The 20,230-nt window shown below is 52.2% G+C and carries 21 protein-coding genes; 14 read left to right on the forward strand and 7 right to left on the reverse strand.

Going from position 1 to position 20,230, the window contains the following annotated elements:
• The first annotated feature begins 92 nt into the window (after positions 1-92).
• The 6 genes from W822_RS34570 to W822_RS34595 all read left to right on the forward strand — a co-directional run bounded on the left by W822_RS34570 (position 93) and on the right by W822_RS34595 (position 6,555).
• Positions 93-1,112: a TRAP transporter substrate-binding protein gene (locus W822_RS34570; RefSeq protein WP_024005219.1), complete on the forward strand. Its 1,020-nt coding sequence runs from the start codon at positions 93-95 to the stop codon at positions 1,110-1,112.
• Between the two features lie 16 nt (positions 1,113-1,128).
• Complete coding sequence (locus W822_RS34575) at positions 1,129-3,015, forward strand: TRAP transporter large permease (protein WP_024005220.1); 1,887 nt, start codon at positions 1,129-1,131, stop codon at positions 3,013-3,015.
• Between the two features lie 64 nt (positions 3,016-3,079).
• A complete protein-coding gene (locus W822_RS34580) occupies positions 3,080-3,619 on the forward strand; it encodes a VOC family protein (RefSeq protein ID WP_024005221.1) in 540 nt (179 codons plus the stop codon).
• The gene (locus W822_RS34585; RefSeq protein ID WP_024005222.1) at positions 3,616-4,890 is read left to right on the forward strand and encodes a ribulose-bisphosphate carboxylase large subunit family protein; all 1,275 of its coding nucleotides are present in this window, start codon (positions 3,616-3,618) and stop codon (positions 4,888-4,890) included. Before W822_RS34580 ends, W822_RS34585 begins: the two co-directional genes overlap by 4 nt.
• On the forward strand, positions 4,887-6,245 hold the full coding sequence (locus tag W822_RS34590; RefSeq protein WP_024005223.1) for a four-carbon acid sugar kinase family protein: 1,359 nt from the start codon (positions 4,887-4,889) through the stop codon (positions 6,243-6,245). Before W822_RS34585 ends, W822_RS34590 begins: the two co-directional genes overlap by 4 nt.
• Positions 6,246-6,348: 103 nt before the next feature.
• Positions 6,349-6,555 (forward strand): dodecin, encoded by a 207-nt coding sequence (locus W822_RS34595; RefSeq protein WP_024005224.1) that lies wholly within the window; start codon positions 6,349-6,351, stop codon positions 6,553-6,555.
• A gap of 109 nt (positions 6,556-6,664) precedes the next feature.
• On the opposite strand, the gene W822_RS34600 is transcribed toward W822_RS34595, so the two are convergent.
• From W822_RS34600 to W822_RS34615, 4 genes are read right to left on the reverse strand one after another with little or no spacing between them, the layout of a single operon-like run.
• Positions 6,665-7,564: an NAD(P)-dependent oxidoreductase gene (locus W822_RS34600; RefSeq protein ID WP_024005225.1), complete on the reverse strand. Its 900-nt coding sequence runs from the start codon at positions 7,562-7,564 to the stop codon at positions 6,665-6,667.
• Positions 7,564-7,941 (reverse strand): carboxymuconolactone decarboxylase family protein, encoded by a 378-nt coding sequence (locus W822_RS34605; RefSeq protein WP_024005226.1) that lies wholly within the window; start codon positions 7,939-7,941, stop codon positions 7,564-7,566. The genes W822_RS34600 and W822_RS34605 overlap by 1 nt, the downstream gene beginning before the upstream one ends.
• A 26-nt stretch (positions 7,942-7,967) precedes the next feature.
• Entirely contained in the window at positions 7,968-8,975 is a 1,008-nt protein-coding gene (locus tag W822_RS34610; protein ID WP_024005227.1) for a Bug family tripartite tricarboxylate transporter substrate binding protein, read from the reverse strand.
• A 26-nt stretch (positions 8,976-9,001) separates the two neighbouring features.
• Positions 9,002-9,787, reverse strand: a complete 786-nt coding sequence (locus W822_RS34615) for an IclR family transcriptional regulator (protein WP_024005228.1) — start codon at positions 9,785-9,787, stop codon at positions 9,002-9,004.
• Between the two features lie 349 nt (positions 9,788-10,136).
• On the opposite strand from W822_RS34615, the gene W822_RS0123560 reads away from it, so the two are divergent.
• Complete coding sequence (locus W822_RS0123560; protein ID WP_024005229.1) at positions 10,137-11,147, forward strand: Bug family tripartite tricarboxylate transporter substrate binding protein; 1,011 nt, start codon at positions 10,137-10,139, stop codon at positions 11,145-11,147.
• A 28-nt stretch (positions 11,148-11,175) separates the two neighbouring features.
• The gene (locus W822_RS34620) at positions 11,176-11,568 is read left to right on the forward strand and encodes an EthD family reductase (protein WP_024005230.1); all 393 of its coding nucleotides are present in this window, start codon (positions 11,176-11,178) and stop codon (positions 11,566-11,568) included.
• A gap of 100 nt (positions 11,569-11,668) precedes the next feature.
• On the opposite strand, the gene W822_RS34625 is transcribed toward W822_RS34620, so the two are convergent.
• Together W822_RS34625 and W822_RS34630 are read right to left on the reverse strand one after the other, a co-directional pair.
• Positions 11,669-11,989 (reverse strand): nucleotide pyrophosphohydrolase, encoded by a 321-nt coding sequence (locus W822_RS34625; protein WP_024005231.1) that lies wholly within the window; start codon positions 11,987-11,989, stop codon positions 11,669-11,671.
• A gap of 43 nt (positions 11,990-12,032) precedes the next feature.
• Positions 12,033-12,953, reverse strand: a complete 921-nt coding sequence (locus tag W822_RS34630) for a LysR substrate-binding domain-containing protein (protein ID WP_024005232.1) — start codon at positions 12,951-12,953, stop codon at positions 12,033-12,035.
• A gap of 135 nt (positions 12,954-13,088) precedes the next feature.
• Here W822_RS34630 and W822_RS34635 point away from each other — a divergent pair, with 135 nt between their 5' ends.
• The 6 genes from W822_RS34635 to W822_RS34655 all read left to right on the forward strand — a co-directional run bounded on the left by W822_RS34635 (position 13,089) and on the right by W822_RS34655 (position 18,832).
• Complete coding sequence (locus W822_RS34635; RefSeq protein WP_024005233.1) at positions 13,089-14,312, forward strand: CaiB/BaiF CoA transferase family protein; 1,224 nt, start codon at positions 13,089-13,091, stop codon at positions 14,310-14,312.
• Positions 14,309-15,076 carry an enoyl-CoA hydratase/isomerase family protein gene (locus tag W822_RS34640; protein ID WP_024005234.1) on the forward strand — a complete coding sequence of 256 codons (768 nt, stop codon included), beginning with the start codon at positions 14,309-14,311 and terminating at the stop codon, positions 15,074-15,076. Before W822_RS34635 ends, W822_RS34640 begins: the two co-directional genes overlap by 4 nt.
• A 39-nt stretch (positions 15,077-15,115) precedes the next feature.
• Positions 15,116-16,081, forward strand: coding sequence for a Bug family tripartite tricarboxylate transporter substrate binding protein (locus W822_RS34645; RefSeq protein WP_024005235.1), 966 nt, complete (start codon positions 15,116-15,118; stop codon positions 16,079-16,081).
• A 182-nt stretch (positions 16,082-16,263) separates the two neighbouring features.
• Complete coding sequence (locus tag W822_RS0123565; protein WP_051401668.1) at positions 16,264-16,926, forward strand: GntR family transcriptional regulator; 663 nt, start codon at positions 16,264-16,266, stop codon at positions 16,924-16,926.
• Positions 16,927-16,959: 33 nt separating this feature from the next.
• A complete protein-coding gene (locus W822_RS34650; protein WP_024005237.1) occupies positions 16,960-17,841 on the forward strand; it encodes an isocitrate lyase/PEP mutase family protein in 882 nt (293 codons plus the stop codon).
• Between the two features lie 25 nt (positions 17,842-17,866).
• The gene (locus W822_RS34655; RefSeq protein WP_024005238.1) at positions 17,867-18,832 is read left to right on the forward strand and encodes a Bug family tripartite tricarboxylate transporter substrate binding protein; all 966 of its coding nucleotides are present in this window, start codon (positions 17,867-17,869) and stop codon (positions 18,830-18,832) included.
• Positions 18,833-18,937: 105 nt separating this feature from the next.
• Here W822_RS34655 and W822_RS0123570 read toward each other — a convergent pair whose 3' ends face one another.
• Positions 18,938-19,909 carry a Bug family tripartite tricarboxylate transporter substrate binding protein gene (locus W822_RS0123570; RefSeq protein ID WP_024005239.1) on the reverse strand — a complete coding sequence of 324 codons (972 nt, stop codon included), beginning with the start codon at positions 19,907-19,909 and terminating at the stop codon, positions 18,938-18,940.
• Positions 19,910-20,230 lie beyond the last annotated feature (321 nt).

Below are 20,230 nucleotides of genomic sequence, written 5' to 3' on the forward strand. Positions count from 1 at the left end.
GGAATGATTGACGCTGTCATCATATCACTATATCGTTTCGGCTATAAAAATAAAAAAAATCAAAAACCATCATTTATTATCTGGAGACAACGATGCAGAAATATTCCCGCCGCAGCATGCTGCGCACGCTCTCTGCCATGCCGCTGGCGGGTGTGGTCGGCGCTTTGCCTCAGGTGGCGCGCGCCGCCGAGTTTTCTTATAAATATGGCAACAACCTGCCTTTGTCGCATCCGTTGAACATACGTGCCAAGGAAGCCGCTGACGAAATCCGGGAAAAATCCGGCGGGCGCGTGGATATTGCCATATTTCCGAATAATCAGCTGGGCGGCGATACCGACATGTTGTCTCAGGTGCGATCCGGCGGCATACAATTCTTTACGCCATCTTCACTGGTGATCGCGACGCTGGTGCCAGTTGCCGCCATCAACGCGCTGGGATTCGCATTCAGTGACTATTCACAGGTCTGGAAAGCGATGGATGGGGAGCTGGGCGCTCATGTGCGTGCGTCTATCCGCAAAATCCGCTTGTACGCTTTCGACAAAATGTGGGATAACGGCTTTCGTCAAATGACCAGCAGTAAGGCGCCCATTCAACAGGCCAGCGATCTTGATGACCTTAAAATCCGCGTGCCGGTCAGCCCGCTGTCGATTTCCATGTTCAAGGGGCTGGGTGCCTCTCCTACCAGTCTTCAATTTTCCGAGGTGTATTCCTCTTTGCAGACGAAAATTGTCGATGCTCAGGAGAATCCACTGCCGATTATCCAGGTTGCAAAACTCTATGAAGTTCAGAAGTATTGTTCATTGACCAATCACATTTGGGATGGTTTCTGGTTTATTGCCAACGGCGCAGCCTGGGATCGGTTGCCTGATGACCTGAAAAAAATCGTAGCCGACGGGATCAATGGCGCGGGTATGCGCCAGCGCGAGGACATTAAAAAGCTGAATGAATCAGTTGTCACCGATTTACAGTCCAAGGGCCTGACATTCAACACCCCCACTCCGGACTCGTTCCGGGAGGCCTTGCGGCATGCCGGCTTCTACAAAGAGTGGAAAGGGCGGTTTGGCGATGAAGCCTGGGCTGCCCTTGAAGCGTCCGTCGGCAAGCTGGTTTAATCACATGGATACTGCCATGCACTCAGATTCCGCGCTGCGAGCGCCAACGTCTGTCGGTTCATCTGCATCCGGTGCCGCCAGATGGCTGGTCGCGGTGGACCGGGTACTCGGGCGTTGCATTGAGCTGGTCGCCGTTACCCTGATTCTTCTGGAAGTGGTCATCCTGTTTTCAGGGGTGGTAGCGCGGTACGTATTGCATGTGCCATTGGTGTGGACCGATGAATTGGCGTCCATTCTGTTTCTCTGGTTGTCCATGCTGGGTGCCGTCATTGCGCTGCGGCGCGGACAACACATGCGCATGACCGCATTCATTGATCGCGTATCGCCACATACTCGTTTGCTTCTTGAAGGATTCGCGCTATCTGCGTCCATGGCATTCCTGGTGCTGTTTCTGTATCCTGCTTTTGAATATGCCTATGAAGAGTCCTATATCGTGACGCCGGCGCTGGAAATCAGCAACGCCTGGCACGCTGCGGCCCTGCCGACCGGCATTGCACTCATGATATTGACGTCGGCAACCCGCATGGCCATGACGGCCAGCCGCAAGCAACTGTTCACCAGTCTGGGCGTGACGCTGGCCCTGCTGGCTGCTTTCTGGCTGGCGCAACCCTGGCTGATGGAGCTGGGCAAATTCAATCTTGTGATCTTCTTTGTGATTGTTGTGGCTGCCGGTGTTTTCTCGGGTGTGCCTATCGCGTTTTCCTTTGCGCTGGCGACCTTCGGCTACCTGACGCTCACCACGCAGACGCCTATCGTGGTCATGGTAGGACGACTGAATGAGGGCATGTCGCATTTGATTTTGCTGGCGGTGCCATTATTCATTTTTCTGGGGGCGCTCATTGAAATGACGGGCATGGCCCGGGCCATGATCCAGTTTCTGGCCAGTTGCCTTGGGCGGGTGCGTGGGGGACTGTCCTATGTGCTGATCGGTGCCATGTATCTGGTGTCCGGCATTTCGGGGTCAAAAATTGCTGACATGGCCGCAATCACACCCGTGTTATTCCCGGAGATGGAAAAGCGCGGCGCAAAAAAAGGCGAACTCGTCGCGCTGCTATCTGCCACAGGCGCGCAGACCGAAACGATCCCGCCTTCTATCGTATTGATTACCATTGGTTCGGTCACGGGCGTATCGATTGCCGCACTCTTCACTGGAGGGATTCTGCCGGCAGTTGTGCTGGGCTTATGTCTTTGTGTGGTCGTCGGCTGGCGCTATCGTGGCGAGAACATGGCCCAGGTGCCCAAAGTCCCCGCACGCGAGATTTTTCGTTTGCTGATGATTGCTTTGCCTGCCATCTCTTTGCCGTTCGTGATACGGGCTGCAGTGGTGGAGGGCGTGGCGACCGCAACTGAAGTTTCGACCATCGGTGTGGTGTATTCCGTTGTTCTGGGACTGGTGGTTTATCGGCAGTTTGACTGGAAACGCATTACACCCATCCTGGTGGAGACGGCAACGTTGTCTGGCGCCATCATGCTGATCATCGGTTGCGCGACTGCCATGGCGTGGGCGCTCACTCAGTCGGGTTTCTCAAGTGACCTGGCGGCGCTGATGGCGGGGGTGCCGGGAGGCGGCTACGGTTTTCTGATTATTTCGGTGATTGCATTCATTATCCTGGGCAGCATTCTGGAAGGCATTCCGGCCATTGTGCTGTTCGGGCCACTGCTTTTCCCCGTTGCGCGTGCATTGCATATTCATGATGTGCATTATTCCATCGTCGTCATTTTTGCGATGGGCATCGGGCTGTTCGCGCCGCCCTTCGGCGTAGGGTACTACGGCGCCTGCGCCATCAGCAAGGTCGACCCATCAGAAGGCATGCGGCATATCTGGGGTTACGTCGTCGCACTGCTGGTGGGCTTGATGATTGTGACTTTCGTGCCCTGGATATCAACGGGTTTTATTAAGTAATCCGGATGCACCAGAAGAATTCATTACCCCACGCACTGTTTTTATCAAAAAGCTGGAACATAACATGAGCATTTTTTTTGGCGAAATTCGTCAGCTGGGATATGTCGTTGATGATATCGAAGAGGCGATGGCCTATTGGAGCGATACCCTGGGTGTCGGGCCCTGGTATTACAACCCCAAAGTACCTATTCGCAATTATGAGTACGATGGAAAGGCCTATGAGCCGCATAATTCCGTGGCACTGGCCAATTCGGGTTTTGTGCAGGTCGAGTTGATTCAAACGCGTAATGATGTCCCTTCCATGTATCGGGATTTTCGTCAGGCCGGCCGTACTGGCTTGCAACATGTGGCTTACTGGACCGAGCAATATGACGCCGATCTGGAGCGCCTGCTCAAGCAGGGATTCAAGCCGCGCATGAGTGGCGAAGTGGGTGAACAGGGACGGTTTATTTACTTTGACACAGAATATCATCCTGGCACGGTCATTGAGTTGTCGGAAGTGGCAGGCCCCAAGGGGCGGCTGTTTGATCTGATCCGCGAAACAGCGGAGAACTGGAATGGACAGCAGGCCGTCAGGCCGTTTCCGGACCTGGATACATTATGAGTACCCAGGACGTTCTGGCCCGATATGCGGTGGAAACGCCTTTTGAGCCGGCCAGGGTCGCTGAAATCATGGCTGGCGAGCAATCTTGCGGCACCTTTACCCGCGTTGCCGGAGAAACCGATGAACTCAGGCAACGGGCCCGTGCCACGGTTTGCGCGGTTCGCGAGCTTGCTGCAGCCGATGTTGCCAGTCTGCCCAATGCATGGCTGGAGCGCAGAGGTGTTAAGGGTCCATGGCGTCGCGCCGAGATTGATATTTCATTCCCCGTCGCCAATTTTGGTGCAAATCTGGCCACGCTGGCTGCGACCGTTTCGGGTAATTTGTATGATCTGGGCGAAGTGACCGGACTGCGCCTGGAATCGCTGACCCTGCCATCGTCATTTCGAATGCAATTTGAACTGCCGCGGCTTGGTGTGGATGGAACCCGTGCCAGTATAGGTGCCAGCGATGGCGCGATGGTCGGCACCATTATCAAGCCCAATGTCGGCCTGACTGCGCAGCAGACGGCTGAGCTGGTCAAAACCCTGTGTGAGGCAGGTGTTGATTTCATCAAGGACGATGAAGTATGCGCCAACCCTGCACATGCGCCGCTGGCAGAGCGGGTTCCGGCGGTGATGGCGGTAATACGTGAGCATGCGCAGCGTACCGGGAAAAAAGTCATGATGGCATTCAATATTAGCGACGATCTGGACGCCATGCGACGCCATGCCGATCTGGTCCGGCAGCAGGAGGGCACCTGCGTCATGGCCAGCCTGAATTACTGCGGTTTTTCAGCCATTCAAAGCTTGCGGCGGACTACGGAGCTGGCTGTGCACGGTCATCGCAACGGCTTTGGTGCGCTATCGCGGCATCCTTTGCTGGGGATCGGTTATCAACCCTATCAGGCAATGTGGCGACTTGCCGGCGTGGATCATATGCATGTGCATGGGCTGCAGGGAAAGTTTTCACAACCCGATAGCGAAGTTGTTGATGCTGCGGCTGTTTCCCTGGGCAGAATGTCCGATAGCGTTGATGATCGGGTGCTGCCGGTGTTTTCGTCGGGTCAGTGGGCCGGGACGGTTCCTGCAACCTGGCACGCAGTTCAAAGCCAGGATCTGCTTTTTATGTCGGGTGGCGGTATTCTCGCCCATCCCATGGGGCCGGCGGCAGGTGTAGTCAGTCTTCGACAGGCCTGGGCCGCGCAGCAGGAAGGTGTTTCTCTGGCACATTACAGTCGCAATATGCCGGAATTGAAGGCGGCGCTGGATTTTTTCGGTGCCTCGCAATCATGAGCCTGAAGTTCGGCTGGTATGGCGATGATTTCACTGGTGCAACCGATACGCTGGCTGTCGCGGCACGCTCGAACTTGCGCAGTATCCTGTTTCTGGATGTTCCCACGCAGAAGCAGTTGTCGCGCGTCGGCCCGCTTGAGGCCATTGGCATTGCCGGTACTGCCCGCTCCATGTCCGGGCTGCAAATGCAGGCATCGTTACCCAGGGTGGGACGTTTCTTCCAGGAAATGGCAGTTCCGGTTCTGCATTACAAATGTTGTTCCACTTTTGACAGTGCGCCGAACGCAGGCAGCCTGGGCGAAGCCATTCGCATTCTGGGGCAATATGTCGGAGCGCCATGCGCATTGATCGTGGGCGGACAGCCCGATATTGGCCGCTATTGTTGCTTTGGCAATCTGTTTGCCTCGGCCGGCAGTTCCAGTGATATTTATCGCATCGATCGGCATCCGACCATGCAGTGTCATCCGGTCACACCGATGGATGAAGCCGATTTGCGATTGCATTTGAAATGCCAGGGCATGCAGGACGTGTTCAGCGTTCCTTACACGGCTTACAGGCAGCAGCCGGCTGCGTTGGACGAGCAGGTGGATCGCGCCAGTGATCATGGTCGCAGCGACATGGGAAAGATGGGTCGGGCTGTGTTGTTTGATGTGTCCGATAACGCTCAGCTCACCCATATTGGGCGACAAATCCAGCGCCTGGCCAAACGGTATAACACAGCCCTGGTCGTCGGTTCGAGTGTTGTTTTACAAGCGGTGGCCGCTCATTGGGGCGATGATCAAAATCACGATGCTTCAGAGATATCGTTGCCAGAGGCCAGCACGCGCAAAAAGGCAGGTGGACCGACATTTGTGTTGGCAGCAAGCCTGTCTCCCGTGACCGCAGCCCAAGTGGCAACGTGCCACTCATATGAAAAAATCGCATTGCAGGCGCGAACGCTGCTGGTCGACGCAGCGTACCGGCAGGCGCAATGCCGGAAAATCTGTGATTTACTGGCCAAAAAACGTCATGTATTGGCTTATGTCGATCAACAGAACGGACGCGATCCAGGTATCGATTCGGGCGACCTTGCCCAGGGTACGGCACAGTTTGTCCGCGACGTGATGCACGGACTGGCAGAACGTGGCATTCGCCTGGGCCATCTTGGGATCGCGGGAGGGGACACATCGAGCCAGGCGGTGGCACGATTGAATGTCTGGGCCTTGTCCTATTCAAGAATACTGTCGCCGGGGGTGACCGTTTGCACCATGCATAGCGACGATGTCATGCTGGACGGGCTTGAAGTGATGCTCAAGGGCGGTCAGATGGGAACCGAGGACGTGTTTGAAAGGCTGTTGTTGCGGCCAGAGGACTGATTCAGTATTTTTTGAGATGTCGCTCTGCCGAAATGACAATTGCATTAATGCGCCAATCACCGTAACATGGTAGATGCCAATCCATACAAAAAGGAGCAGCATCATGACTGATCATATCTATAAACATATTGAGCTGACAGGATCCTCCAAAACCAGCATCGAAGAAGCCGTCAGCAATGCACTTGCCAAAGCCAACGAGACGGTGCGCAATATCCAGTGGTTTACCGTTACCGAGACGCGAGGTCATGTAGTGGACGGCAAGGTTGCGCATTGGCAGGTCACCATCAACGCAGGATTTACACTGGATTGAACTGGGGGTTTGCCAGTTGCAATCAAGCAATAGCGCCCGTACAGAGTGTGCCTTGGTACGGCTTCCCATGTGTCGGGCGCGCAAGATTCTCACCCCCGCGACGCGTCGTTTATTGAGGTCGGCGTTCTGCAATTAGTTTATACATGACCGTATGATCTGTCGGCCCATGACTGGCAGCAGCGTGATGCCATAATTTGCCTATTTCTTCTCCCAGCGGTAGCGCCTGCCCCATGTTCTCGGCAAGATCTAATGCAATACCTACGTCTTTTGCCATTAACTGAAGTGAGAAGCCGGAATTGAATGTTCCGGAAAGAATGAATTGTTTTACTTTGTAGTCGGTAGCGCTATTTTTGCCAGACGACCGGTTGAGCACGTCCGTCATGAGTGACAGATCCAGTCCAAAACGTTCCGCCACCAACAAGGCTTCTGTCGCAGACACAAAACTGACGGCGGCAATATAATTATTCAACGCTTTTAATGCGTGACCGCAACCATTTGATCCGACGTGCGTGATGCTCCCCATCAGAGACAGCAACTCAGATACTTCTTTGACCTTCCCGGGATCGCCACCGGCCATGATTGTTAGCATGCCGGTCATTGCTTTTTTTACGCCACCAGAGACGGGCGCATCAATTAAACTAATTTGCTGCTCTTCCAGCTGCTTTGCAAGTTCACGTGTTCTGACCGGATTGGAAGAACTCATGTCGATAATGAGCGATGACGGTGGCAAAATATTAATTAATCCGTCGGTGTCTGAGGTTCCGAGCACGACAGACTCAACGGCGTTGGAGTCTGGAAGCATCAGAATGACGACACCAACATCGTCGGACAGATTTTTGTATGTCTGTAACGCTTTTGATTGCGGGTGTTCTGCGACGAATTTTCTGAGATGACCGTCTGACATATCAGACACTTCCATCGACAGTCCCGCATGATAAAGCCGGGATGCCATAGGGTAGCCCATCGCGCCTAAACCGATAAAGCCGATTTTTCTTGAAGGTGTTGGCATTAAATGGCCTCCTGAGAAAATACGTCGCGCGCGAGCCGAAAGCATTCAAGACCTGCAGGCACACCGGCATAGACGGCGACCTGCAGGAATATTTCGACCATTTCTTCTTTCGTGACGCCATTATTCAACGCACCCTTGATGTGAAGTTTGAGTTCGCTGGGCCGGTTAAGTGCAGCAATCATCGCCAAATTCAGCAGGCTGCGTGTTTTCCGTTCCAACCCGGGACGCCCCCAAACCTCTCCCCAGCAATACTGGGTCACAAACTCCTGGAAGGGCATGAAAAAATCGTCGGCATTTTTCATGGCAGTATCGACTGCACGGTCACCTAACACTTCCCTGCGAATTTTCATTCCTTTGTCAAACAGCTCTTTATTCATGTCATTCCTTTTCAAAAATAGTGATATCAACGTACAGCTAATTGGCGGGCGGTAATGATTTTTTCCCAGTGACTGGACTCGCGCTGAATGTCATCAGTGAACTGTGGTGGCGGACTTGCGACGATCTCTACCCCCATTTTGCGAAATCTGGCGACGGTCTGCTCATCGCTTAGAACATGATGGCAATCCTGATATAGCTTCTGGATGATCTCCCGTGATGTACGTGCAGGTGCCATCAATCCAAACCAGGCGAGATTTTCGAAGTGATCCAGCCCGGACTCCGCCATTGTTGGAATGTCCGGCAGGATAGGACTTCGCTGCAGACTGGTGATGGCGATCGCACGCAAGCGTGGTGACGACAGCTGACCGGATACGACGGAAATATTGCCTACCGCGAACTGTACTTGTCCTGCCATGAGGTCCGGATAAATTCCCCCTTCGCCTTTGTAAGGAATATGCGTAGCTTCCAGGCCTGCTGCGTAGAGAAACTGTTCGGCGGCCATGTGCGTCTGACTGCCAATCCCTGCGGAGGCATAATTGACCGATCCAGGCTTGCTTTTAAGTACCGCTATAAATTCCTGGAGCGTTTGAGCGGGGAAATTGGCATTCACTACGAGAACGTGCGGGCTGCTTACCAACTTCGTAATGGGAATGAAATCGGTTTTGCCGTTGAATGGAAGTGATTTATACAGATATTGATTAACTGTCAGAATGCTGCCGGAAGGAACCAGCAATGTATAACCGTCAGGGTCCGCTTTTGCTGCGAAAGCGGCGCCAACGTTGCCTCCCGCACCGCCTTTATTTTCCACTACGACAGGTTTGCCCCATAATTCGGATAGCTTTTGAGCTACCAGGCGTGCTGCGATGTCTGCACCGCCACCAGCGACAAAAGGAACGACGAATTTGACGGGGCGATCCGGGTATCCGGAAGTGCCGGCAAAAACCGTCTTTGTCAGGCCTGGCGATGCCGCAAGCGGTAAAGTAGCTGCCGAGAAAATCAATCGTCTGCGTGTGCTGCTTATTCTGTTTTTCATCTCCATCTCCTTTGTTAGTGCACGTACTATTCCCGCAATATTTTTCCAATCCGGTCGGCGTAGACGCGCATGGTAGATATCATTTCGATAACGTCCTTCTCCGTTTTCTCATTTGACGATACATACAGTCCGAGTGCTGCCAGAATATTTTTGTCCTGATCGAAAATCGGAACCGATGCGCCTATAATGCCTTCCAGGTAGCCTGCCGTATTGATTGAGTAGCCGTCTTTTCTGACTTGCAGGATCTTTTTCCTCAAACCCTCGGGCGTCGTGATCGTGTATTTCGACATTTGTTTCCACGGACCGGTTGCCAGGTATTGGTCCAATAATCTGTCGCTCATACCGGCCAGAAAAACATGGCCCACCGCGCTGGTATGCAGGGGGACGCTCATGCCTGACTGAATATGCTGAGCACGAGTGGCTGCTTCAGAGGTCACCACAAACTGTACGTACCCCATCGACATGACTGAAATGTTCGCCGATTCTCCAGTTCGCCGGGAAAGACCGGTTAACAGAGAACGAATAGGTGCATATGCTGATGTCGAGGTCAGCATTAGATGCGCCAGCGAAGCCATTTTTGCAGAAAGACAGTATTTCCCGGGGTAAGGGGATCTTTGAATCAGGCCTAATTGCTCGAATGACTGGAGATATCTGTTTACGGTGGGACGCGGTATTTTCAGCATGTTGACAATGTCGGACACGGAGACCAGTCCGAGGTGCGCAAACAAATCCAGGAGCGCGAAAGCGCGACCCAGTGGACTGCTGTTTACTGCAATCAAATCCTCTTTTTTTTGCGTATTCTGTTTCTTCATATTAGTGAACCTATTCGTGTTTTTGATTGTATATAGACTGCGTTGGAATGAAAGAGAGCGATATTCATTAAATGAGACATCAAATTATGCGGTAGTTATAAATCAATTGAATGTTTCTATTGAAAGCTACTTTTATTCATTTCACTATCGCTTTTTCTTCGAAGATTGAATGTTCAATTTTCGAGACATGTTTTTAATATCAATCTGCGAAATTGTCTTGGAGTCATCTGTTATCGAGAGTAAAAACGTGATTGTTACCATAATAAGGTCATAAAACTAACCTATTGACATTAAAATGGGATTGCATTACTCTTCGCTTTCAAAATAAAAGAAAGTGCAGGGAGACAAGATGGCTTACGTTCATCAAAAAAAAATGCTTTCATACATTCGAAAACTGGCCTTTTTCTTGATTGCCTTTTTCGTAGCCGGTCCAGGTCAGGCACAGACAGAGGACGCCTCAGGCTCAAGCTGGCCCGACCATGCGATTCGATTTATCGTTTCTTTCCCGCCCGGCGGCGCAACCGACATTATCAGTCGTGAGATCGCTGCCGGACTTCAGGAAAGAACGAAACAAGCCGTTGCGGTTGAGAACGTAGGGGGAGCAAGCGGTTCCATTGGTGTCGGGCGGCTGGCCAAGTCAAAAAATGATGGCTACACAATTGGACTGGGCAACTCGGGCACGTTTACAATGACGCCTTATCTTCAGAAGGTACCTTACAATCCCCGTACGGATTTCACGCCGGTTTCAATGCTTACCGAATATTCCAATGTTCTTGTGGTTGGCAAGAAAATGAAAGCGAAGTCTGTGCCTGAATTTATCAAAGAAGCACAATCGAGCCCCGAAGTATTAACCTATGGCTCGGCAGGCAACGGCTCCAGCAATCATATGACGGGCGTGATGTTTGCCAATGCGACCAAGCTGAAGTTTCTGCATGTTCCCTATAAGGGAAATAATCCCGCACTTCTGGCGGTTATTGGAGGAGAAGTGGACTGGATGTTTGCAACCATTTCGGAAATCAAACCTTTCCTGGAGTCGGGAAAACTCCGTGCGCTCGGTGTCTCCAGTTTGAGAGCGGATCCGCTACTGCCTTCAGTGCCTCCAATTAGCGACACCGTATCCGGATTCAATGTTGTCGGTTTCATGGGGTTGTTCGGTCCGGCCAACATGTCGCCGGATATAACAAAAAAGTTGACTAACGAAGTAAACGAAATACTGACTTCTCCAGGCGTGATAGAGAAATTTGCAAGACTCGGTATGCGTGCTAATCCCAGTTCGCCTGAGGAGCTCGCTGAACGAGTGAACGCCGACGGTGCTCTTTGGAAAAAGGCAATCGCGGACGAGCAGATCAAAACCAACTGAATGAGTCGACAATCAAAAGGAAATCGAAATGAACAATATACCTGAATCGAAGTCACGCAAAACAATGGTTAAACGAATTTCACTATTAACGCGCAAAGAGGGCATGTCCAAAGAAGAATTCCTGAAGCATTGGAATGACCATTTGCCCATATCACACGATGTGCCGGGTTTAAGGCGATATGTACTATGTCATATCATAAGCGAACCGCAACGCGCTGATGTTCCGCTCAAATGGGAGCTGGGAGAAGTGGATGGCATTGCCGAAACGTGGTTTGATAGCCAGGAGGCGACAGACGTAGCCTTTCAATCTCCTGAAGGCAGGCGGTGGCTCGCACACGGTTCGACTTTTATCGGACGCCAGAAGACGTTTGTCGTGCAGGAAGAGATCGTTATTGAGGGTGCTGACAAGTCAGCGCTTTAATCAGAGGCGTATTGACGGCAAAGGCTCATATGCGTTTACTGTGACCAGCGTCGCTGATGACCAGAGTTTCAGCGGGTCGTCGATAACGTATCAAAGCACACTATTTGCTTTCCACCGGATATTTCTGCGCGTTCAGTTCCAGTTTCTCCTGGGCGGCGCCAAGAATATCTATGCCAAGGACCCGGCTGATGGTCAAAAGGTATAAGAAGACATCGGCGATCTCGTGCCGGGCAGCACGCAATTCCTGTTCATTGAGCGAAGCCGATTGCGCTTCGGTTTTCCACTGAAATATCTCAACCAGCTCTGCTGCCTCTACGGAAAGCGCCATGGCGATATTCTTGGGGGAATGGTACTGGTCCCAGTCGCGGGCTTTGGCAAAGTCGAGCAGCTGTTTTTCTATGGATGATAAGGTGGGTTTCATGGGTAATCCGTTAAAGAAAGCGATCTATAACCGTATAGGTGTTTTACAGTAGCTTGGTATATTTCCAGATGTTATCCGCAATAAGCCGGTTCGCGGTCTCTTCGCAGACGGCGATGACGCATGCCACCGCTTCATTGCCGGTCACATTATCCGCATGACAAATAAAAATCTCGCGAATAAATTCGAAATCAAAACGTCGCATACTGATTGTACCGTCGTGGATCTCATCGTGAGCGGCCGAGTAGGGAAGGATCGTGGCCGCCAGTCCGTGCCTGACTGCGGGAATCAGAATGGCCGACGTGCTGGCTTCAGCGATCAGTTCATAGGGAAGGCGACGTTCAAGGAATGCATGGTCAATGCGTGAGCGCAAACGGTTGGGCAGGCTTGGCAGAATTAGCGGCAATTTGCGGATGTCTTCAATCGTGACACGACGTTTTTTCATGGGCATGTCTGCGCGCAACAACAGCAATAATTCTTCTACCAGAAAGGGTTTGAGCGTAACCCCTTTGATTTCCTGTTGATCCGGGGTCAGCGCAAAGTCAACGCGTCCCTGCAGAACCTGGCGAGTCAGATCGGCACTGGGCAGATCGACGATTTCCAGTATGACCGACGGGTAGCGTTGCTTGACTTCGCGAATGAGCGGCAGCGCCAGCATGCGTGCCGTGCTGGAAGCCAGCGCAATAGAAACGGTGCCGCTGATCGCATTGTCCTTTCGGTGCAAAATAGCTTTGGTATTGTCAATCTGACGCAGAATCGTGCGGGCATGTTTGTACAGAAGCGTCCCTTCACCCGTAGGCTTGACCCCGCGCGTGGAACGGATAAACAGGGCGACACCCAGTTCCTCTTCAAGCAGATGAATTTGCTGGGTCAGGGCCGGCTGGGCAACATGCAGCGTGGCAGCCGCCTTGGTCATATTTCCGAGTTCGAAGACTCTGATGAAATATTTCATTTGACGTGTATTCATGATGCGGCCGGTGTCCGTGTACGCTTTCACTGTTAGGAAGAAAATTTATCATAAGAAAATACGATCGTACGATAAAAAAACAATATTTTGATTGGAAAATCTTATTGCCTAGAATAACGCGAAAAGGAGGCAATCATGAAACAACCATTAAACGGCCTGCGTGTCCTGGATCTGACGCGTGCTCTATCCGGGCCTTTCAGTACGATGACACTGGCCGATCTGGGCGCCGAGGTCATCAAGGTAGAGCCCACACCCAAAGGCGATATGATCAGGCAATGGGGGCCCTTCGACCAGGACATCAGTGTTTATTACTTGAGTGCGAACCGGAATAAGAAAGGTATCGGCGTCGATTTTCGAAAACCCGAGGGCCTGGCTTTCATTCGCGAATTGGCGCTGCAATCCGATATCGTGGTGGAAAACTTCAAGGTGGGAACCATGGAAAGCATGGGTTTATCGTATGACTCACTGAGTCAGGAAAAGCCTTCGCTGATCATGGCATCTATTTCCGGTTTTGGCAGTAAAGGCCCGGCGAAGAACTGGGCCGGCTTTGATCAGATTGCCCAGGGGTACTCGGGTTTTATGAGTCTGACGGGTACGCCTGAGTCGGGGCCGACACGTGTGGGTACGGCTATTGGAGACCTGACTGCAGGGATGTGGGCCGTGATCGGCGTACTGGCCGCAGTGATAGAAATGAAAGCGACGGGCAAGGGTCAGCATGTCGAAACGTCGCTGCTTGCCAGCCTGGTGAGTCTGCTCTCGGTGCAAGGACAGCGCTACCTGAGTGTAGAAGAAGTTCCGCAGCCCTGTGGAAACGTGCACCCGGTGATTGCGCCCTACGGCACATTTGACACAGCCGACGGTCCGATCAATCTGGCTCCTGCAACGCAGGATATGTGGGTACGGCTGTGCTCGGTGCTGGAACTGCATGAGCTGGTAGAGGACCCTCGTTTTGTACGCAACGCGGACAGAATGAAGAACCGTCATATCCTGAAAGAGATTCTGGAGGGCCGTCTTCAACTGCACACCCGTATGCACTGGACGCCCATTATGATTGAACAGGGCATTCCGGCCGGGCCGATCAACACGCTGGAAGATGTGTTCAGCGATGAACAGGTGCTGGCGTGTAATCTGGTTCAAACGGTTGAGCATGCACAACTGGGTCCCCTGCGGCAAGTGGCGTTACCGCTGCAAATGAGCAATCACGATGGTTCGACGGTCCGTGCGGCGCCGCCGGTATTCGGGCAGGATACAGCCCAGGTGGCTTCGGAAATCGGCCTCACCAGTGAACGAATCAAGACATTGATTAAGCAGGGAGTGCTGTTTCAGGCGGATCGGGAAAGAGAAGGCGCGTCAATATGAATGAAGACAAATACGCGCCTGCGCTTCAGATTGATGGCCCCATCGCGACTATCCGCTTGAACAAGCCTGACTATGCCAATCGTCTTTCTCCCGCAGACCTGAAAGCGATAGAGGCGCATATAGCAGATGTGAATGCGCTCGACGACGTGCGAGTATTGCGGTTTTTCTCTTCCGGAAAGTATTTCTGCAGCGGTTATGACATCTCATCGCTCGCTTCGGACGAGGCGCCCAGTTCGCTGTATTTCGGTGAGGTGATGGACATGATTGAACGATGTCGTCCGGTCACGATTGCCGCCATACAGGGAGGCGTCTATGGCGGAGGAACAGATCTGTGCCTGGCATGTGATTTCCGGGTAGGGAGCGATAGTGTCAATATGTTCATGCCGGCTGTGCGGTTTGGACTGCACTTTTATCCTGGCGGTATGCAACGTTATGTCACACGGCTTGGACTGAACAACGCGAAATATCTTTTTCTGACAGCCGAGAAAATCGCGGCGCAGAGAATGCTGGATATGGGGTTTCTGACTGAGCTTGTTCCTGCGCCTCAGTTGGGTGACTGTGTTGAAAACCTGTCCGGCCGGCTGGCTTCCATGGCTCCTTTAGCCCTGTTGGGTATCAAGCGGCATCTGAATCTGATTGCCCGGCAGGATATGAGAATCGATGAAATTAACCAGGCCGTCTTGCATTCGGAGTTGTCGCAAGATATGAAAGAGGGAGCAACTGCCTGGAAAGAGAAGCGCGATCCTGTATTTCGGGGGCGTTGAAATATAACAAAGTGGGTAAATCCATATATGGAGACAAATATGATTGGAGCAAAGAAAATACTGACGGCGACAGTCCTGCTGGCTGCGACCGTCTCGGCTCATGCTGCCGGATATCCTGAGAGGCCAATTTCACTTGTAATAGGATTTCCGCCAGGCGGGGGCGCGGATAATGTGGCAAGAGTTTATGCCGACCATCTGGCAAAAGTGCTGGATCAGCCGGTGATCGTTGAGAATCGGCCTGGCGCGGGCTCTACGATTGCGGCTGGTCACGTTGCCAGGGCGAAGCCTGACGGCTATACGATCTTTATGGGCAATTCCAGTGTCATGGGAAGCGACAATGTGCTGTATAAAGTCTCGTATACGCCAGAGAGTTTCATCCCTGTGGCCAGGCTGACGACATCTCCCATGATTCTCATTGCCAGCAAGAAGTCAGGCATCAACAGCGTCCAGGATCTGCTGGATCGCTCTGAAAAAGAACCCGGCAAACTGACGTTTGCGTCGTCGGGCAACGGTGTGATTACCCATTTGGCTGGAGTCGAGTTTCTGAGGCTTTCAGGCAGGAATCTTTTGCATATTCCATTCAAGGGAGGCGCTCCTGCGACACAATCGGTTGCGGCAGGCGATACGGATATTTCATTCGCCACAGCACCTTCTGCCAAGGCAATGATCGATACCGGAAAAGTGAAGGGGCTGGCAATTACCTCCAAAGCGCCATCGGCAGTCATCAATCAATTTAAGCCGATTGATCAGTCGGGGCTCAAAGGATACGACATCACAAACTGGTGGGGCGTATTCGTGCCGGCAGGTACGCCTCAAAATGTTACGAATACGCTATTTACGGCGACAGGCAAGGTGCTGGCAGAATCCGCCGTGAAAAAAAATCTGACCACAAACTTTGAAGAGGTCAATCCGTCAGAGAGTCAGGTGGCATTTGCACAATTCGCCCGCGAGGAAGGCAAGCTTGGGCTGGATCTTGCCCGTGCCAGCCTGCAGACAAAAAATTGAATGTGAAACGCCGGCGTGTCCTTTTCGGGCATGACCGGCGTCGTGGGTATTTGGACTAAATTCGAAAAATTGCATACAAAATATTATAAATATGAAAATTAATACGATAATAATCTAAAAAATAAAAATATTGTATACAATATGGCAAATGTAATTTAATCAGCCATGTTGGAACCAATACCATGTCCTCTACTGAAGTGGCCTACCACGGCGTACGCTCAGACATACTGAACCGGGTCTACCGGCCCGGCGACCGGATTAAGGAAACGGCGGTCGCGCAGAAATATGGCGTCAGTCGTACGCCGCTGCGCGAGGCATTCCGTCGGCTCATATCGGAAGGCTGGCTGGAAAACGTGCCCAACCAGGGCGTGCGGGTGAGCACATGGTCGCACACAGATCTGGAACATATTTTCGACATTCGGGTTCGTCTTGAGCCTTATCTGACAGGATGCGCGATCGGGCGGCTTGACGCCGATCAGTTGCTCGCCCTGGAAACGTATGCTGATGATATTGCCCGCTTTTCAAACACATCCGGCGAGACGGCCATTCAAAAACGCACGCAGGCGAATCACCAGTTTCATAAAACGCTACTGACTGCTTCGGGAAATCCGCGAGCTGTTGCCATTTTGAATAATCTGGTGGAGCTGCCGCTGGTGATTTGGACCTTCCGTCAGTTCACGCCGCAGGAAACAGCCAGAAGCAACGCGCATCACTACGAGATCGTCGAGGCTGCCAGAGCGCGGGACGCGCAGTGGGCAGAAAGTGTGATGCTGAGCCATATTCTGGCGGCAAAAAATACTGTGATTTCAAGATTGATGCAGTCGACCGCGTCAACGGAATGCTGACTATTTCAATATTGATAAATTAAAGGAGTTTTTATGCAGAACCCGGCAACCTCGCTGAAAGCCTTGCTGAATCAGAAGAAGTTGATTGTTTCACCCGGTATTTTTGATATGGTGTCACTCAAAATTGCCGACCAGTTTGATTTTCCCTGCCTTTATATGACTGGCTACGGAACGGTTGCCTCTTATCTCGGGTTGCCCGATGCGGGTCTGGCAACGTACTCAGATATGGTCAACCGTGTGCAGGCCTTTTGCTCAGCAACATCAACCCCGATTATTTGTGACGGCGATACAGGCTATGGCGGGTTGTTGAATGTAGCTCATACCGTTGACGGCTACATTCGTGCCGGCGCGGCCGGCATACAGCTGGAGGATCAGCAGTTTCCAAAAAAATGCGGGCATACGAAAGGTCGACGCGTGATTGCGGCCAGAGATATGGCGGCCAAAATCCGCGTTGCCGTTGATGCGCGTGCCGGTCGGGACGATTTTCTGATTATTGCCCGTACCGATGCAAGGACCTCGCTGGGGCTGGACGAAGCGCTCAGACGCGCAGACAGCTATCTGCAGGCGGGCGCCGATGTGCTGTTCGTTGAGTCTCCTGAGTCGCGGGAAGAGCTGGAGGCGATCGGGCGCCGCTTTGATGTGCCGCTGGTGGTCAATATCGTGGAGGGTGGAAAAACGCCGCAACCGAGCGCGCAGGAACTGGAACAGATGGGATTTTCACTGGCTATTCATCCGGGGCTCGGGTTTCTCGCGATGGGCCGGGCGCTTGAATCTGCGTACGGGCAACTGAAAAAAGCCGGTGATTCGGTGGGCTATACCGATCTGGCCGATTTTGAGATGTTCAGCAGGTTGATGGGATTTCAGAAAGTCTGGGATTTTGACGATAAATACAAAGACCTGGAAACCATGCAATAAATCAGATAAAAAAGGAGGAGACATAATGAAACCAATGATCAAAAAATTACTTGCCTGCGCGGCAATGCTTGCGCTGCCGGGTGCTGTATGGGCGCAGAGTATAGATAAATGGCCCGAAAAGCCGGTTGTTCTGATCGTTCCCTATTCGCCGGGCGGCGGGACCGACATTCTGGCCAGAATGATTGGCGCCAAGTTATCGGAAATCTGGAAACAGACAGTCGTGGTAGAAAACAAGGCGGGCGCCAATGGCATTATCGGCTCGGCTGATGTCCAGCGCGCCGCGCCAGACGGCTATAAAATCATGCTTGTGGTTGGATCTCACGTTATTAATAAAATCCTGACCAAGAGCGTTCCCTTTGACCCACAAACCGACTTCACGCCAATTACCCGGTTTGCTGTCTCGCCATCTATCCTGGCCGTCAAAAACGAAGGCAAATTCCAGGATCTGCCAAGTTACATCGAGGCTGGCAAGAAGCAGGATGTCAGCATCGGTTATTCGGAAGGGCAGACCCAGTTGACGGGTGAGTTGATTCGCCAGGCGACAGGCATCAAGGCGGTACCTGTTCCATACAAGGGCGGATCGCCGTTAATGGTGGATATTGTAGGTGGTCATGTCGACTCCGGCGTGACCAGCGTACTGACCGTGCTGCCCTACGTCAAATCGGGGCAGCTCAAAGTGATCGCTGTCGCGGCGGACACGCCTCTGGATGTATTTCCTGAAGCGGTGACTTTCAAGCAAACCGGTCACCCCGAAGTGGAGTCCCTGAGCTGGTATGGTTTCTTCGGCCCGAAAAATATGCCAGATGCCATTGTCTCGAAAATCAACGACAGTCTGCTGACGGCTACACAGGATCCGAAGATTGCCGAGCAGCTCAAGGCTCAGGGTGCGACGGTGACGCTGGACAAGCCAGCGCAATTTCGCGTGTTTCTTGAAAACGAAAAGAAAAAATGGCAACGTGTTGCCGATAAAGGCGGCATTACCGCCAAATGAAGCATGTGATATGCATGCTTCATTTGGCAGAAACAGACAATGGCATGAGGGGGGCATGGTCGGCAAGCAGGTGTGGGCGTCACAAAAACGATCACACCTGACAGCTCAGTCAGATTGACTTACTTTGAGCCCGATGCTGGCGGCAAGTTTACTGAGATCGGAATACTCGTTCAGCAATTGATGGTTGAACTCGGCCACCGAATTGGCAACGGGTTCGGCTACCTGCGCTTGCAGGGCGTCTTTGACCTCCTTGACCATAACTGCCTTCCTGATCTCCTGCTGCATGCCCTGCACAATCTCGTCTGGTGTGCCGACCGGCGCAAACAGGCTATAGGTCACGTACATCGAAAAATCGGGCATGCCCTGTTCCTTAAGGGTTTTGACGCCGGGCAGAGAGGCGTCCTGCCGGTCGCCAGTCAAGGCGATTGGAACTACTTTACCTGAGGAAATATACGCGTTGGCTGCCAGTATGCTGCCGACGCCCAGCGTGGTATTGCCCGCCGCCACGTCTGTCATCAGCGGCGCGCCGCCGCTATAGGGAACGTTGATCATGTCCAGATTCTGTTCTTTGACGAAGCGGGCGCCCACCAGTTTGGTGAAGTTTTCGGAGCTGCCGTAAGCAAATTTCCCGGGATTTTTTCTGGCCAGTGCAAGAAACGCATCCAGGGTTTTGACACCCAGGCTCTTTGGCACCACCAGAACCAGCGGGGACTTGGCAATCATGGTGACGCCGGTCAGATCCTTGAGCGTATCGTATGGCATGGTTTTATGGAACAGAGGGTTGACCACATGCGTATTGACCACAAGAGCGTACGTGTGGCCGTCTGGTTTGGATCGTACAACCGAGGAAGTGCCGATAATGCCGTCTGCGCCTGCCTTGTTTTCGACGATGACACTTGTGTTGAGTTGTTTTGTTAACTGGTTGGAAAGTCGTCGTGCAATCGTGTCGGTGCCGCCACCGGGGTTATAGGGAACCACAATCGTGACCGGTCTGCCACTGAAGTCGTGAGCGAGGGCTGGGGTTGCAACAGAAAAAAAAAGGATGCAGGAAAACAGCAGTCGATGCAGTTTGAACATGGTTGTCTCCAGGGTGAAATTGTTATGTGCAGGAAGTCAGGTTTTATTTGAGCCTGTTAGCCTGCAAGGTGTATTGGTAATGATTATTTGGTACATTGTCCGTATAAATCGTGACATTAAACCACAAGCTTGTCAATTCGTGCGCTGCCTGAATTATCCAGTTGGTTCCATTCAACCCTGGTGTTGAGGCCATTCTTATGAAAAAAATCGGCGTGCTTCTCGTAAAGATGCGAGTTTATGACCATTATCATAAGAAATAATGTGGCAAAAATAAAAACATTGACATAAGTAAAAAACAAAATTATTATGTTTATCGTAATG

Source organism: Advenella kashmirensis W13003, assembly GCF_000506985.1.
GTDB classification, from domain to species: Bacteria; Pseudomonadota; Gammaproteobacteria; order Burkholderiales; family Burkholderiaceae_B; genus Advenella; species Advenella kashmirensis_A.

Coding starts and splice junctions, on each gene's coding strand:
- W822_RS34575 (WP_024005220.1), top strand. CDS start 1,129: ATGCACTCAGATTCCGCGCTGCGAGCGCCAACGTCTGTCGGTTCATCT.
- W822_RS34595 (WP_024005224.1), top strand. CDS start 6,349: ATGACTGATCATATCTATAAACATATTGAGCTGACAGGATCCTCCAAA.
- W822_RS34585 (WP_024005222.1), top strand. CDS start 3,616: ATGAGTACCCAGGACGTTCTGGCCCGATATGCGGTGGAAACGCCTTTT.
- W822_RS0123570 (WP_024005239.1), bottom strand. CDS start 19,909: ATGTTCAAACTGCATCGACTGCTGTTTTCCTGCATCCTTTTTTTTTCT.
- W822_RS34625 (WP_024005231.1), bottom strand. CDS start 11,989: ATGAAACCCACCTTATCATCCATAGAAAAACAGCTGCTCGACTTTGCC.
- W822_RS34635 (WP_024005233.1), top strand. CDS start 13,089: ATGAAACAACCATTAAACGGCCTGCGTGTCCTGGATCTGACGCGTGCT.
- W822_RS34615 (WP_024005228.1), bottom strand. CDS start 9,787: ATGAAGAAACAGAATACGCAAAAAAAAGAGGATTTGATTGCAGTAAAC.
- W822_RS34580 (WP_024005221.1), top strand. CDS start 3,080: ATGAGCATTTTTTTTGGCGAAATTCGTCAGCTGGGATATGTCGTTGAT.
- W822_RS34570 (WP_024005219.1), top strand. CDS start 93: ATGCAGAAATATTCCCGCCGCAGCATGCTGCGCACGCTCTCTGCCATG.
- W822_RS0123560 (WP_024005229.1), top strand. CDS start 10,137: ATGGCTTACGTTCATCAAAAAAAAATGCTTTCATACATTCGAAAACTG.
- W822_RS34600 (WP_024005225.1), bottom strand. CDS start 7,564: ATGCCAACACCTTCAAGAAAAATCGGCTTTATCGGTTTAGGCGCGATG.
- W822_RS34590 (WP_024005223.1), top strand. CDS start 4,887: ATGAGCCTGAAGTTCGGCTGGTATGGCGATGATTTCACTGGTGCAACC.
- W822_RS34630 (WP_024005232.1), bottom strand. CDS start 12,953: ATGAATACACGTCAAATGAAATATTTCATCAGAGTCTTCGAACTCGGA.
- W822_RS34605 (WP_024005226.1), bottom strand. CDS start 7,941: ATGAATAAAGAGCTGTTTGACAAAGGAATGAAAATTCGCAGGGAAGTG.
- W822_RS34655 (WP_024005238.1), top strand. CDS start 17,867: ATGAAACCAATGATCAAAAAATTACTTGCCTGCGCGGCAATGCTTGCG.
- W822_RS34640 (WP_024005234.1), top strand. CDS start 14,309: ATGAATGAAGACAAATACGCGCCTGCGCTTCAGATTGATGGCCCCATC.
- W822_RS34645 (WP_024005235.1), top strand. CDS start 15,116: ATGATTGGAGCAAAGAAAATACTGACGGCGACAGTCCTGCTGGCTGCG.
- W822_RS34650 (WP_024005237.1), top strand. CDS start 16,960: ATGCAGAACCCGGCAACCTCGCTGAAAGCCTTGCTGAATCAGAAGAAG.
- W822_RS0123565 (WP_051401668.1), top strand. CDS start 16,264: ATGTCCTCTACTGAAGTGGCCTACCACGGCGTACGCTCAGACATACTG.
- W822_RS34610 (WP_024005227.1), bottom strand. CDS start 8,975: ATGAAAAACAGAATAAGCAGCACACGCAGACGATTGATTTTCTCGGCA.
- W822_RS34620 (WP_024005230.1), top strand. CDS start 11,176: ATGAACAATATACCTGAATCGAAGTCACGCAAAACAATGGTTAAACGA.